The organism is Actinomadura fibrosa, from assembly GCF_900659615.1.
In the GTDB taxonomy this organism is placed as follows: Bacteria; Actinomycetota; Actinomycetes; order Streptosporangiales; family Streptosporangiaceae; genus Spirillospora; species Spirillospora fibrosa.
In genome coordinates, this window is the sequence record NZ_CAACUY010000088.1 from 19631 (window position 1) to 32862 (window position 13232).

The 13232-nt window shown below is 73.8% G+C and carries 14 protein-coding genes; 6 read left to right on the top strand and 8 right to left on the bottom strand.

What is annotated here, in order from left to right; all coding sequences use genetic code 11:
* Positions 1 to 131: 131 nt before the first annotated feature.
* The 3 genes from E1300_RS26210 to E1300_RS26220 all read left to right on the top strand — a co-directional run bounded on the left by E1300_RS26210 (position 132) and on the right by E1300_RS26220 (position 2511).
* Complete coding sequence (locus E1300_RS26210; RefSeq protein ID WP_131759728.1) at positions 132 to 947, top strand: SGNH/GDSL hydrolase family protein; 816 nt, start codon at positions 132 to 134, stop codon at positions 945 to 947.
* A gap of 180 nt (positions 948 to 1127) precedes the next feature.
* Entirely contained in the window at positions 1128 to 1703 is a 576-nt protein-coding gene (locus E1300_RS26215) for a TetR/AcrR family transcriptional regulator (protein WP_131759729.1), read from the top strand.
* Positions 1693 to 2511, top strand: coding sequence for an amidohydrolase family protein (locus E1300_RS26220; protein WP_131759730.1), 819 nt, complete (start codon positions 1693 to 1695; stop codon positions 2509 to 2511). The genes E1300_RS26215 and E1300_RS26220 overlap by 11 nt, the downstream gene beginning before the upstream one ends.
* A gap of 38 nt (positions 2512 to 2549) precedes the next feature.
* Here the strand turns inward: E1300_RS26220 and E1300_RS26225 are convergent, their stop codons facing one another.
* Both E1300_RS26225 and E1300_RS26230 read right to left on the bottom strand, forming a co-directional pair.
* A complete protein-coding gene (locus E1300_RS26225; protein WP_131759731.1) occupies positions 2550 to 3632 on the bottom strand; it encodes a lysylphosphatidylglycerol synthase transmembrane domain-containing protein in 1083 nt (360 codons plus the stop codon).
* Between the two features lie 168 nt (positions 3633 to 3800).
* Positions 3801 to 4391, bottom strand: a complete 591-nt coding sequence (locus E1300_RS26230) for a TIGR03086 family metal-binding protein (protein ID WP_131759732.1) — start codon at positions 4389 to 4391, stop codon at positions 3801 to 3803.
* 186 nt (positions 4392 to 4577) lie between these two features.
* Between E1300_RS26230 and cqsA the strand changes: the two genes are divergently transcribed.
* Positions 4578 to 5744 carry an alpha-hydroxyketone-type quorum-sensing autoinducer synthase gene (gene cqsA / locus E1300_RS26235; RefSeq protein ID WP_131759733.1) on the top strand — a complete coding sequence of 389 codons (1167 nt, stop codon included), beginning with the start codon at positions 4578 to 4580 and terminating at the stop codon, positions 5742 to 5744.
* Between the two features lie 10 nt (positions 5745 to 5754).
* Here cqsA and E1300_RS26240 read toward each other — a convergent pair whose 3' ends face one another.
* Complete coding sequence (locus E1300_RS26240; RefSeq protein WP_131759734.1) at positions 5755 to 6684, bottom strand: oxygenase MpaB family protein; 930 nt, start codon at positions 6682 to 6684, stop codon at positions 5755 to 5757.
* Between the two features lie 196 nt (positions 6685 to 6880).
* Between E1300_RS26240 and E1300_RS26245 the strand changes: the two genes are divergently transcribed.
* Complete coding sequence (locus tag E1300_RS26245) at positions 6881 to 7876, top strand: MCE family protein (protein WP_131759735.1); 996 nt, start codon at positions 6881 to 6883, stop codon at positions 7874 to 7876.
* 55 nt (positions 7877 to 7931) lie between these two features.
* Here the strand turns inward: E1300_RS26245 and E1300_RS26250 are convergent, their stop codons facing one another.
* The 5 genes from E1300_RS26250 to E1300_RS26270 form a co-directional block, all read right to left on the bottom strand.
* Positions 7932 to 9125 (bottom strand): thiolase C-terminal domain-containing protein, encoded by a 1194-nt coding sequence (locus tag E1300_RS26250; RefSeq protein WP_131759736.1) that lies wholly within the window; start codon positions 9123 to 9125, stop codon positions 7932 to 7934.
* A 133-nt stretch (positions 9126 to 9258) separates the two neighbouring features.
* Positions 9259 to 10302, bottom strand: a complete 1044-nt coding sequence (locus E1300_RS26255) for a threonine aldolase family protein (RefSeq protein WP_131759737.1) — start codon at positions 10300 to 10302, stop codon at positions 9259 to 9261.
* 10 nt (positions 10303 to 10312) lie between these two features.
* Positions 10313 to 11068: an SDR family NAD(P)-dependent oxidoreductase gene (locus E1300_RS26260; RefSeq protein WP_131759738.1), complete on the bottom strand. Its 756-nt coding sequence runs from the start codon at positions 11066 to 11068 to the stop codon at positions 10313 to 10315.
* A 61-nt stretch (positions 11069 to 11129) separates the two neighbouring features.
* Complete coding sequence (locus E1300_RS26265) at positions 11130 to 11756, bottom strand: hypothetical protein (protein WP_131759739.1); 627 nt, start codon at positions 11754 to 11756, stop codon at positions 11130 to 11132.
* A gap of 75 nt (positions 11757 to 11831) precedes the next feature.
* Positions 11832 to 12017: a hypothetical protein gene (locus tag E1300_RS26270; protein WP_131759740.1), complete on the bottom strand. Its 186-nt coding sequence runs from the start codon at positions 12015 to 12017 to the stop codon at positions 11832 to 11834.
* A 286-nt stretch (positions 12018 to 12303) separates the two neighbouring features.
* Here E1300_RS26270 and E1300_RS26275 point away from each other — a divergent pair.
* On the top strand, positions 12304 to 13232 hold a 929-nt coding region (locus E1300_RS26275), incomplete at its 3' end, for a GAF domain-containing protein (RefSeq protein ID WP_131759741.1).

The window sequence follows — 13232 nt, forward strand, 5'->3', positions numbered from 1 at the left end:
GGAGTTGCTTGTATTAAGCGAGACTAGGGCGAAATCTGCCAAAGAATAGTGATCACATCCGGGGCTTCGGGGAATGGCGGGCGGGGTATAAGGGAACGGACTCCTTTCCGCCCCTTTTCCCCGGAGCTCCTATGCGCCTCTCCCGCCCCTGCTCGGCTGTTTTCGGCGCGGCGGTCATCGCCGCCGGCACGTTCGCCTGGTCCGGGTCCGCCTCGGCGGCCGGGACGAACTACGTCGCCCTGGGCGACTCCTACTCGTCCGGCACGGGGGCGGGGAACTACGACTCCGCCAGCGGCTCGTGCAACCGCAGTGCCAACGCCTACCCCAACCTCTGGGCGGCCGCCCACACGACCGCCTCGTACAAGTTCGTGGCGTGCTCGGGGGCGACGACGACGTCGGTCGCCGACGGCCAGCTCGGGGCGCTCGACTCCTCGACGACCCTCGTGAGCATCACCGTCGGGGGGAACGACGCCGGGTTCTCCAGCGTCATGCAGACCTGCGTGCTGAACAGCGACTCGGCCTGCCTGAGCGCGGTGGACACGGCGAAGTCCTACATGGTGAACACGCTGCCGGGGCGGCTCGACTCGGTGTACGCGAAGATCCGCGCGAAGGCGCCGTCCGCGCGGGTCGTCGTGCTCGGGTACCCGCGCCTTTACAAGATCGTCAGCGTCTGCGTGGGGCTGAGCAACACGAAGCGGACCGCGCTCAACGGGGCGGCCGACACGCTCGACGGCACGATCTCCTCGGCGTCGGGACGGGCGGGGTTCACCTTCTCGGACGTCCGCGACGAGTTCGGCGGGCATGAACTGTGCTCCGGCGAGGACTGGCTGAACTCCGTCACCATTCCCATCGGCTCGTCCTACCACCCGACGGCGAAGGGGCACCGGCTCGGTTACCTGCCCGCCCTGAATGGATCGACCTCGCTCGCCTTGCAGAAGGAGGGCTGATTCCCTGAAGCGCCCCGGGGCGGTCGCGCCATTCCGGACGGTGCCTTCGGCACTCGGAATGCGTCCGCCCCGGGGCCTTTTTGTGCGCTCTCCCGGAATCTTGGCCGGACGTGGTCAGGTGATCACGGTGAGTCGCCGATGTTGACAGAAGATTGTTCTAGTACGACAGAATGATGCTCCATGGGCGAGGACGGGCGGGAGCGGATCCTCCGGGCGGCGCTGGAGCTGTTCGGCCGGGACGGGGTGGCGGGCACGACGCTCAGCAGCCTGCGGGCCGCGAGCGGGGTGAGCGTCGGGAGCTTCTACCACCACTTCGCCGGCAAGGAGCAGGTCGCCGAGGCGCTGTTCGTGGAGAGCATCGCCCTGTACCAGGAGGCGTTCCTCGCCGAGTTGAGGTCGCACGAGAGCGCGCGCGGGGCCGTGTCCGGGGTCGTGGCGTTTCACGTGCGCTGGTGCGTGCGGAACCGGGAGCGAGCGCGGTTCCTGTTCACGGAGCGGCGGCCGGGCGGAGGTGAGCTCGGGGAGCGCAACCGGGTGTTCTTCCGGCAGGTCCGCGAGTGGTGGCGGGTGCACGTCCGGTACGAGGCGCTGCCCGATGTCGACGCCGTCACCGCGTTCGTGATCTGGCTCGGGCCGGCGCAGGAGCTGTGCCGGCTGTGGCTGCACGGCCAGGCGGCGGAGCCTACGGACGAGCAGGTCGAGGTGGTGAGCGCGGCCGCGTGGCGGGCGCTCGGAGGAGGGACGGATGATCGTTGACGCCTGGATGCAGCACGGGACGGTGCGCTTCCTGAACCACGGGATGCTCGACTCGCTGTGGCGGTGGACCGGGCAGAAGCCGCCCGAAGAGCAGCCGCCCGTCTCCGCCACGGTCGCCGCGATGGACGCCGGGGGAGTGGACGTCGGCCTCATCAGCGCCTGGTACGGGCCGGAGGGCGATCTCGTGAGCAACGACGAGGTCGCCTCGTTCGCGGCGGAGGCGCCCGGGCGGCTCCGGGGCATCGCGTCCGTGGATCTGCGCAAGCCGATGGAGGCCGTCCGCGAGCTGCGGAGATGCGTCACCGAGCTGGGGTTCGCGGGGCTGCGCGTGGTGCCGTGGCTGTGGGAGCTGCCGCCGACCGACCGGCGCTACTACCCGCTGTTCGCCGCGTGCGTGGAGCTGGGCGTCCCGTTCTGCACGCAGGTCGGGCACACCGGTCCGCTCAGGCCGAGCGAGACGGGACGTCCGATCCCCTACATCGACCAGGTCGCGCTGGACTTCCCTGAGCTCGTCATCGTGGGCGGGCACATCGGCTACCCGTGGACGGAGGAGATGGTCGCGGTCTGCCGCAAGCACCCCAACGTCTACATCGACACGTCCGCGTACACGGTGCGCCGGTATCCGCCCGAGCTCGTCCGGTACATGACCCAGGACCGGCACCACAAGGTCATGTTCGGGACCAACTTCCCCATGATCACGCCGGAGCGCGCGCTCAGGGGGCTGGACGACCTCGGGCTGGACGACGTCCGGAGGGAGGCGTTCCTCTCCGGCAACGCCGTGAGGGTGTTCGCGCTCGACCGTTCATGATCTACAACGTAAAGGCGGGCGCCGGCGCGGTGCCGGGGTCACCGGCGCAGCGTCCGGCAGGCGAGCAGGCCCACCGGGACCGGTGCCCAGAACGTGATCGCCCGGAACAGCAGCACGGTCTGGAGCGCCGGCGCGGCGGCGATGCCGAGGGCCGCGAGCGCCGCGACCAGGGCCGCCTCGGTGGAACCGACGCCGCCCGGCGACGGCACCGCGGAGCTCGCCGCGGCGCCGACGAGGTAGGCGGCCAGCAGTGCGAGGACGTCCTCCGGCCCCACCAGCGTCCCGGGAACGGCGAGGGCGCTCAGCGCGAACGCGAGACCGAGCACGAACGTCGTGGCGGCGGACGCGCCGACGGTGATCGCCAGGTCGCGCGGGCGCCGGCACAGGTCCGCGAATCCGGCGAGGGCCCGTCCGACGGCGGGGGAGCGGGCGGCGCGGCGGCCCATGAGGACGGCGGCGGGCAGCAGGATCCCCGCGCCGACCAGCAGCGGGACGGGCGGGACGTGGCCGGCGGCCCGGAGGGCGTGGCTGCCCATCGCGTCGAGCATCCGGCCGTTCCCGCCGCCGAGGCCGAGGACCGCGGCGATCAGCAGGAGGTCGGCGGGCAGCCCGGCGACCTGGAGGACGGCCACGGCGACCGCGGCGCGGGGGAGCGGGACGCCGCGGCAGACGAGGTAGCGGGTGTTGACGGCGACGGCGCCGAGGCCGCTCGGCGTGATCCGGTTGGCGGCGGCGGCGGTGAACTGCGTCAGCGTGGTCGTGTAGAGCGGGAGGGGCCGTCCGGCCGCGCCGCGCAGCGCGACCGCCGCGAAGACGTAGTGCAGCAGCGACAGGAGGACGAGGAAGGGCAGGAAGGCCCAGCGCATGTGCCCGACCGCGGTCGCGGCGGTGGTCGCGGTCCTGGTGACGGTCGTGGTCGGGGTTCCCGGTCCGAGGGCGAGGACGAGGATCGCGGTGGCGGCGAGGGCGGTCAGGAGGGCCGCGGCGGCGGTACGGCGTCGCCGCCGGGAGCGCCGGGGCCTCGGCGGGCGGGTGCGAAGCGCGGGGATCGCGGCGTCGCCGCCGGGCAGGGGAAGTCCGGCGGGCGCCGCGTGTTCAGCGCCGGCGGCGATCGTCTCCACACCTTATTTGTCGGCTCTTTGGTTGAAGGTTATGCGACGTGGGGCTGCCTTCGGAGAGAACGCCCCGTGGGAGAACGGTGGCGGAGCGTGGACGCCGGCCCGGCGGCGGTCCGGCCTGCGGCGCGGCGAGCCCTGCGGCGGCGGGGGCGCCGCAGGGCTCCGGGTGCGTCAGGCCTTCCAGTGGGGGTCGCGGCCGAGGTAGTGCAGGAGGTCGTCGACGTCGTCGCCGTCCGCCTCGATTGCGGCGGCGAAGGCGCCGTACTGGCGCAGCGGCTCGACGATCGCCTTCGCGACGGGGAGGAGTTCCCGCGCCATCTCGGGGGTGAGCGGGGACGGCTGGCCGGTGGCGACGGCGATGTCCCAGGCGTGGACGGCGGCGTCGAGGGCCGCGGCGCCGGAGCCGAGCGCGGGGGAGAGGGTGTTCGGGGGGACGGGGACGGGCGTCGGCCCGGCGTCCTCGCCGATGGTGGCCCAGGCTGCGGCGCAGGCGGTGAGGGCGGGTTCGAGCAGTTCGGCGGGGGTGCCGTCGAGGGTGCCGGACGGGGCGAAGGGGTTGTAGGCGGGGCCCGGCTCGCCGGTGATGGCGGAGGCGTAGGCGAGCTGGTCGCCGGCGGCGTGCTGGAGGACCTGGGTGACGTTCCATTCCGAGCAGGGGGTGGGGCGGTTCCAGTCTCCGGCGGGGACGCCGCGGACGACGTCGCGCAGGGCGGTGTGGGCGCTGTCGAGAAGGGTCCAGCCGGAGGCGGTGGTCTCGCTCATGGTGTTGTCTCCCTCGTTGTCCACCGTTGTGGTGATGGTTCGAGTATAGCAGAACGGAATGATTCGTTCCACTCGAACTTTTCCGGAGGGGGACGCCGTTTTGGTCCGTGCCATGATTGAAATTGACACTATGCTTACCGGAGGCTACTGACCGTTACCGTCGTCCGATCGGGGAGAGTGACGACCATGACCAGCGCCCACCAGCGACTGGGCGAGCGCATCGAGGACTTCCGCGGCGCCAGGGGCGGGCGCCGGCCGCGGCCGTCCCGGGCGCCGAGCAGCCGGGCGATCGTGCTCACCTGCAGCGACTACCTCGCCATCGCGGAGCATCCGGCGATCACGGGGGCGATGATCGCCAGCCTGCGCGCCGCCGACGGGGCGGCGCCGCTGCCCGGGCCCTGCCTGCCGGACGACCATCCGCAGATCCTGCTGGGCAACGCGTTCGCCGGGCACATGGGCGCCGGGACGGGGGTGCTGTGCCCCTCGGGATGGACGGCCAACACCGGGCTCCTCCAGGTCGTGGCGGGTCCCGACGTGCCCGTCTACCTCGACGTCCTGGCGCACATGTCGCTGTGGGAGGGCGCGCGGGCGGCGGGCGCCGAGATCGCCTACTTCCGCCACAACGACCTGGCGCACCTGCGGCGGCGCATCGAGGTGGGCGGCTCCGGGGTGATCGTCGCGGACGCCGTCTACAGCACCGACGGGTCGGTGTGCCCGCTGGAGGGCCTCGTCGAGGTCGCCGAGGAGCACGGGTGCCTGCTGGTGGTGGACGAGTCGCACTCGCTCGGCACCCATGGGGAGCGCGGCGAGGGCCTGGTCGCCGCGCTCGGGCTGGCCGGGCGGGTCGACTTCCGCACCGCGAGCCTGGCCAAGGCCCTGCCGGGGCGGGCCGGGCTGATCGCCTGCGACCGCGCCGGGTTCGTGGACTACTTCAAGCACACCGCGTTCCCGGCGGTGTTCAGCACGACGCTGCTGCCGCACGACATCGCGGGCCTCGCGGCGGCGCTGGAGGTCGTCCGGGAGGAGGGCTGGCGGCGGGAGCGGCTGAACGCCGTCACCGGCCGGCTCCGGCGGGGCCTGGCCGCGCTGGGCTACGACCTGGGGGAGGGCGACACGCAGATCATCGCGCTGCGGGCCGCGTCGGAGGCCGAGGCGACGCTGCTGCGGGACGCGCTGTCGGGGCGCGACATCTTCAGCGCGGCGCTGTTCCCGCCCGCGACGTCGCTGCGGCGCACCCTCGTCCGGCTGTCGACGCACGCGGGGCTGAGCGACGACGACGTGGAGCGCGTGCTCGTGGCCTGCCGGGAGCTGCGCGACAAGGTCGGCGCCCCGGCCTGCTCGCCGACCGTTTAACAAGGCGGGATCAGGCGGCGGGCCGGTAGCGGTCGGGACGGGTCTGGGCGCCGATGTAGCGGAGCATGCTGCGCAGCGCCCAGTGGTTGAGGCCGGTGGGGACCATCCGGTAGCCCTGCCGGTTGGCCAGGGCGAGGGCGGAGAACCGGGCCTGGTCCAGGGGCGTCCACGGGATGTCGAAGCGTTCCCGGACGATCGAGGGCAGGCACCCGAAGGTGATGAGGCGGAGGGGGCGTTCGGCGACGCGGCGTCCCGCGCGGTCGAGGCGGGGGCCGCCGACGGGGAGCAGCGTGACGGTGTCGGAGCCGTGCTTGGCGATCTCCAGCGCGCGGGCCGCGGCGGGGGTGAGCTCCAGCCGCTTGGCGCAGACGTGCCAGAACTTCGACCGGAAGGCGGCGTGGTCGGCGGGGACGGGGCGCATGCTGACGCCGTAGCGGGAGTACCAGGTGACGGTCTCGGCGTACATGCGCTCGCGGTCCTCGGCGGTGAGGGCGCCGGGGTGGAACAGCTCGGCGGCTCTGAAGATCTCCCAGGTGAAGGTGGCGTGCGCCCACCAGAACGTCTCGGGTTCGAGGGCGTGGTAGCGGCGGGCGTGCTCGTCGGTGCCGCCGATGGCGCGGTGGAGGTCGCGGACGGCGCGGGCGCGGTCGGCGCCGTCCGGGGCGAGGATCGTGGCCCAGATCTGCGGGACGGATCGGTGGATCCGGTCGAACGGCGCGTCGAAGAAGGCGGAGTGCTCGGTGACGCCCGCGCCGATGCCGGGATGCATGAGCTGCATCAGCCCGGCGGCGGCGCCCGGGAGCAGGGAGCGCAGGTCGGCGGCGTGCCGCCAGAGCAGCGTGCCGGGGCCGAGCGGTGCGCGGGCCGCCGGTCGGGTGCGGGCGGCGGCGGTGGCCACCGGGGTGGGGGAGGACGGGGCGGGCGCGGGAGGGGTGGGCATCGCACCTCCTGACCGGTGGCGGCTCACCTCCAGGGTAGCCGGGATGAGACAAGATTCAAGTCTTGTCGCATGTCTAATTTATGGGCGTACTTTTGTGACATCCAACGTGAAACGGGGGCAAATCTCCGTCGCGATGGGCATAGCAGCGGCCTGAACCGCGCGGTGCAATGGGCGGCCCCACGGAAAGGGCCGCGCCATGAGCGACGAGCAGCTGTCCCCGCGCTCCCGGATCGCGTACGCGCTGGCGGGACTGGCCGCGATCGCGCTGGCGGTGGCCGCCGTCGCGGTGACGGCGTCGCCGGACGAGGGGCGGGTGCGCCGCTACCGGGCGGTGTTCGCGAGGGCGGGGCAGGGGCTCGACCCGGGCAGGTCCGACGTGAAGGTGCGGGGGATCGCGGTGGGCACGGTCGAGGCCGTCCGGCTGCGTCCCGACGGAAGGGCGGCCGTCGCGCTGCGGGTGGACGACGCGATCGCGGTGCCCGCCACGACCCGGGTCCTGGTGGAGCCCGTCTCGGTCTTCGGGCCGAAGGACCTGGTGCTCGAACTCGGGGCCGGCCCCGCGCTCCCGGACGGCGGCGAGATCGTCCGGACGGCCGATCCGCGGGAGCCCGCCGACGCCGCGCGTCCCGCCTACGACCTGGCCCGCGCCATCGCGCCCGAGGACGTCGCCGCGCTGCTCCGCGCCCTGGCGGGCGGCCTGCGCGGGCAGGGCCCGGCGCTGCGCCGGACGGTGGAGGACGGCGCGCGGCTCGTCGACGCCGTCCACGCGCGCCGGGACGAGATCGAACGGCTGATCCTCGACCTGACCGGGGTGTCGCGGACGCTCGGCGACCGCGGCGGCGTGCTCGCCGGGGCGGCGGAGGACTTCGACCTGCTCGCGCCGTCGCTCCACGACCGTCCGGACCACGTGTCCCGGCTGCTCGACGCCGCGGGCGAGCTCGCCGACCGGACGTCCGGGACCCTGGTCCGGCACGGCGATGATCTCGGCCGGGTCATCGACGGCGGCGCTGCCGCGGCGGCCGCCGTCGCGCCCCGGGCCAGGCACCTGGGGATGCTGCTGTCCGCCCTGAACCGGCTGTTCCTCGGGCTCGGCGGGATCATCCGCGTCCCGGGCCCCGAGGGGACCCTGCTGGCCGCGGGCACCGGCACCCTCCCGCTCGACCTGTGCGCGGTCTTCATCGACCTCTGCTGATCGCGGGGCCGTGCCGCCCCCATCGACGCGGTGAGGGCGGCACGGCGCGGGAACATCAGGCGGTGGCGGGCTTGTAGACCGCGACGGCGCAGGCGCTGCCGAGGCCGATGTTGTGCTGGAGCGCGACGCGGGCGCCCTCGACCTGCCGCGCGCCCGCCTCGCCGCGCAGCTGCCAGGTCAGCTCGGCGCACTGGGCGAGGCCGGTCGCGCCGAGCGGGTGGCCCTTGGAGATGAGGCCGCCGGACGGGTTGACGACCCACCGTCCGCCGTAGGTGGTGGCCTGCTCGTCCACGAGCTTGTGGCCCTCGCCGACCTCGGCCATGCCGAGCGCCTCGTAGGTGATCAGCTCGTTGGCGCTGAAGCAGTCGTGCAGCTCGATCACGTCGACGTCCTCGATGGAGATCCGCGCCTCGTCCATCGCCTTGCGGGCGGCGCGCTGCGAGCAGCCGAAGCCGACGACCTGGATGGACGAGTGGTCCTCGAAGCTCGCGGGGGTGTCGGTGGAGATGTGGTGCCCGGCGATCTCGACGGCCCGCTCCCACAGGTCGTGCTCGTCGACGAACCGCTCGCTCGCCACGATCGCGGCCCCGGCCCCGTCGGACGTGGGGGAGCACTGGAGCTTGGTCAGCGGATCGAAGATCATCGGGGCGTTCTTGACGTCGTCCAGGGTGTACTCGTCCTGGAACTGGGCGTACGGGTTGTTCACCGAGTGCTTGTGGTTCTTCCACCCGATCCAGGCGTAGTGGTCGGGCGTGGAGCCGTACTTCTCCATGTGCTCGCGGCCGGCGTTGCCGAACATCTGCGGCATGGGCGCCTTGTCCATCTCCCAGGGGCGCCCCTCGACCATGGAGTTGAGGTGGTGGTCGATGATCGTGACCTTCGAGCCCTCCATGCCCGCGCCGAGCGAGCCCTTCTTCATCTTCTCCATGCCGAGCGCGAGCGCGCAGTCGGCGAGCCCGCCGCGGACGGCCTGGCGGGCGAGGAACAGGGCGCTCGACCCCGTCGCGCACGCGTTCTGGACGGTCATGACGGGGATGCCGGTCATGCCCGTCTCATAGAGGGCGCGCTGCCCCATCGACCCGTACATGGACCCGGCGTAGGCCATCTCGACGGCGTCGTAGGCGACGCCGGCGTCCTGGAGGGCGTTGCCGACGGCCTCCTTGGCCATGTCGGGGTACTCCCAGTCGCGGGAGCCCGGCTTCTCGAACTTGGTCATGCCCACGCCGACGACGAAGGTGCGGTTGGCCATCAGGCTCGCCTCCTGTACCGAATCCAGTTCGGACCACGATAACCCGGCGGCCAAAGAAGCGTTCGCTTGGCCCGGCGGCGCCCGCGGCTCCCGCGCGGGTGCGCTGGTCACGGCCTCGCAGCAGGGCGAGGACTCAGGCGGAGAGCTCCTCGGCGAGGGCGGCGGCGAACGCGTCCACGTCCGACTCGGTGGTGTCGAACGAGCACACCCAGCGGACCTCGCCGGTCCGGTCGTCCCAGACGTAGAAGGCGAACCGCTTGCGCAGCCGCTCCGCCGCGTCCTTCGGGACGACCGCGAACACCGTGTTCGCGTCCACCGGACGGACGATCTCCACGCCCGGCATCGCGCCCGCCGCGTCCGCCAGGCGCCGCGCCATCGCGTTCGCGTGCGCGGCGTTGCGCAGCCACAGGTCCCCGTCCAGCAGCGCGACGAGCTGCGCCGACAGGTACCGCATCTTCGACGCGAGCTGCATGCCCGCCTTGCGCAGGTACGGCATGCCCCGCACCGCGCCCGGGTTCAGGACGACGATCGCCTCGCCGAGCAGCAGCCCGTTCTTGGTGCCGCCGAACGACAGCACGTCCACCCCGGCGTCGGTGGTGAAGGCGCGCATCGGCAGGTCCAGCGCCGCGGCCGCGTTGGCGACGCGGGCGCCGTCCATGTGGACGAGCATCCCCCGCTCGTGCGCCGCCGCCGCGACGGCCGCGACCTCCGCGGCCGTGTAGACGGTGCCGAGCTCGGTGCTCTGGGTGATCGACACCACCGCGGGCTGCGCGCGCTGGATGCTGCCGAAGCCGACCGCGTACCGCTCGACCGCCTCCGGCGTCAGCTTGCCGTCCGGCGAGGGCACCGGCACCAGCTTCAGCCCGGCGACCTTCTCCGCCGCGCCGCACTCGTCGGTGTTGATGTGCGCGGTCTCGGGGCAGATCACCGAGCTCCACCGCTCCGACATCGCCTGGAGCGACACGACGTTCGCGCCCGTCCCGTTGAACACCGGGAACACCTCGGCCTGCTCGCCGAAGTGCCGCCGGACGACCTCTCGGAGCCGCGCCGTCACCGCGTCGTCCCCGTAGGCGGGCTGGTGGCCGTCGTTCACCGCCGCGAGCGCCGCGAGGACCTCCGGGTGCACGGACGCCTGGTTGTCGCTGGCGAACCCGCGCACCGCCGGAAGCACCGGCATCGCTTCGTGGTCAGGAGAGGTCACGTCGCCGCCCGTTCACCTCGGCCGCGGGCTCGTCCCACAGGCCCGCGACGGCCTCCGCCAGGTCGTCGACGTGCGTGAACCGCGACGCGTCGCCGCCGGGCCGCTCGGCCAGCATCGCGTCGGTGACGAGCGCCTCCACGACGAAGATCACCGCGGCGGGGCCGTCGCCCGTCCCCACGGCGCGCTCGGACGCGACGTCCGCGAAGGCGTCGGCGAGCGCGAGCGTCCACGCCTCGGCCGCGGCCTTCGCGGCGGCGTACGGAGCGGCGCCCTGTCTCGGATGCCGCGCCGCGTGCTGCGACACGATCGCGAACCGCCCGCGCGGCGCCGTGCCGAGGTAGGGGTGGAAGGCGAGCGAGACGTGCTGCACCGTCCGCACGAGCTGGTCGTGCAGGAACGCCCAGTCGTCCAGGTCGGTGTCGGCGAACTTCTTGCCGCCGCGCCAGCCGCCCACCAGATGGACGACCCCGTCGACACCGCCGAACCGGCCCGCGACCTCCTCGGCCCACGTGCGGGTGGCGGCGGGATCCAGCAGGTCGACCACGGCGGGGGAGACGCGTGGATCGCTCCACGTGAAGGGGTGGCGCCCGGCCGCGACCACATGCGCGCCGTCCGCCGCGAGGCGGCGGACCACGGCCTGCCCGGCCGCGCCGTTCGCGCCCGTCACCACGACGACCCGTCCCGCCGCCGGTCCGGCACCCTCGCTGCTCTCGGCGGCCCGGCCGCCCGACGACTCCGTCATGGTCACCATTCTCCCGGATCCCGGCACCCGCCCGATCCACCCGCGAGGGGCGGGACGGCGGTCAGGCGGGACGGTCGGCGACGCGCTCGGAGGCGACCGGCTGGACGGGCTCGGGAACGACGCTGCGCACCGCCTCGACCCCCCGCACCGGCTCGGCGGCGCGCACCACCTCGGCGACGGGCTCGGCCGCGCGCAGGGCGAACCGGGAGCGCAGCGCGTCGACGTCGTCGCCGAGCCTCGCCATGCTGGCCTGGAGGTCCCGCCACAGCCCGGCGCGCTGCTCCATCTGGGCGACCTTGCCGCGCAGGTCGGAGAGGCGCCGCTCGGCGGCCTCCAGCCGGGCGCGCTGCTCGGCGCCGTCGCGGCCCGTCCGGACGAGGCCCGCCGCGACGGCGGACAGATCGCGTTCGGTGTCGTCCATCCGCTCGTCGATGCCCGGCAGCAGCCGGTCGTTGAGCTGCGCGACCAGCGACCGGAGCTCGGCGCGCAGCGCGTCGAGCTCGGCGTCGCGCTCCTGGACGGCCTCCTCCAGCGACCGGATACGATCCCCGTACGACGGGAGGAGGCGGCCGAGGTCGGCCGTCCGCTCCAGGTCCCGGGTCAGCCTGGCGAGGAGACCGACGCCCCCGCGCAGCCGGTGCTCGGCCTCGACGGCGGCACGGCGGAACGGACCCGGGATCATGGTCATGGCGCTCCCTCCAGGAGATCGGCGAGTGGGTGCTCCTTAACTGTAGGCGAATCGGCATGAAACGGTTCATGAACGTCAGGTGTCCGTGGCCACGACGGCGTGTTTGCGGGCCGCGGCGTGCCGGGGCGCCCGCACCGGGCGGTCGGTCGCGCCCGCGCGGCACGTGCACAGTCCCCGCAGCACGATGAGCCGCGCGCGGTCGGCGGTGTAGTCCGTCCGGTCCAGGGCCGGGCGGACGCGGTCACAGGTCAAGCAGAGCATGGTCGTTCCTCCCCTGGTGCCGGGACCACCGATGTCGGTCGGCCCGCCCCGCCGCCCCACGCGCATTCCCCCCGGATGCGCGCGGAGCGGCGGGGTCCACAGGATGGCCCCTCGGCTCCCGGCGATGGACGTACGGTAAGCGCCCCCACGTTGCATGCACGTTGCGATCGCTCGATCACGCAGTGTGCGGGACGGGTGGTCGGCGGGTTCCCGGGAACCGGTTGCGCCGCCCCCCGCGGTGGGCCGATCCTCGAACGGGCCGACTTCTCTTCCGGGGAAAGGGCTGATGGTCGTGCAGGATCAGGCCGCGCCGGTGCCGCACGCGTGCCGCGAGCCCTTGGATCTGGCCCGCGGGATCGCCCGCGCGCACGAGGCCGCGCACTCGGCGCCGGGCACCGGTCCCGGCGAGCGTCCGGGGCAGGGCGCCGGCGACGGCGTGCCCGCCGCGCGGGCCCCGATCGCCGAGTCGTGGCGGCGGTCCCGCGAGGCCGGCGTGGACACCGAGGTCCGGGCCGCGCCGCTGGTCTTCGACCGCGCCTCCCTCGCCGACGCCCGCGGCGCCCATCCGCTCGACCCGCACCTCCCGATGCTCCGCGACCTGCTCAGCAAGGTCGCCGACGAGGACGACCACCTGATGGTGATCACCGACGAGGCGGGGCACGCGCTGTGGACGCACGGCCCGCCGGCCGCCCGCCGGGAGGCCGAGTCGATCGGGCTGACGGAGGGCTTCTGCTGGTCCGAGGGGTCGGTCGGCACCAACGGGATCGGCACCGCGCTCGCCACCGGCCGTCCCGAGTACGTCTACGCCGCCGAGCACGTCGCGCGCATCCTGCACCGGTGGTCGTGCGCGGGCGCCCCGATCACCGACCCCGACTCCGGACGGGTGATCGGCTGCGTCGACGTCAGCGCCACCGTGGACGCGCTGCATCCGGCGACGGTCGCGCTGGTCGCCGCCGTCGCGCGGCTCGCCGAGTCCCGCCTGGAGAACGAGATGCACCTGCGGGACGAGCGGCTCCGCGAGCGGTTCCTGCCGCACCTGCGCGCCCTCCACGGCGAGGGGCTGCTGCTGACCGCCACCGGCCGCGTCCTCGCCGCCGGTCCCGCCGCATGGCGCGGCCGCCGCCTCGCCGCCCCGGCGCCCGGCCGCGCCGTCACGCTGCCCGACGGGACCGCCGCGATCGCCGAACCCCTCGGCGAGGTGTTCCTCCTCCGCCT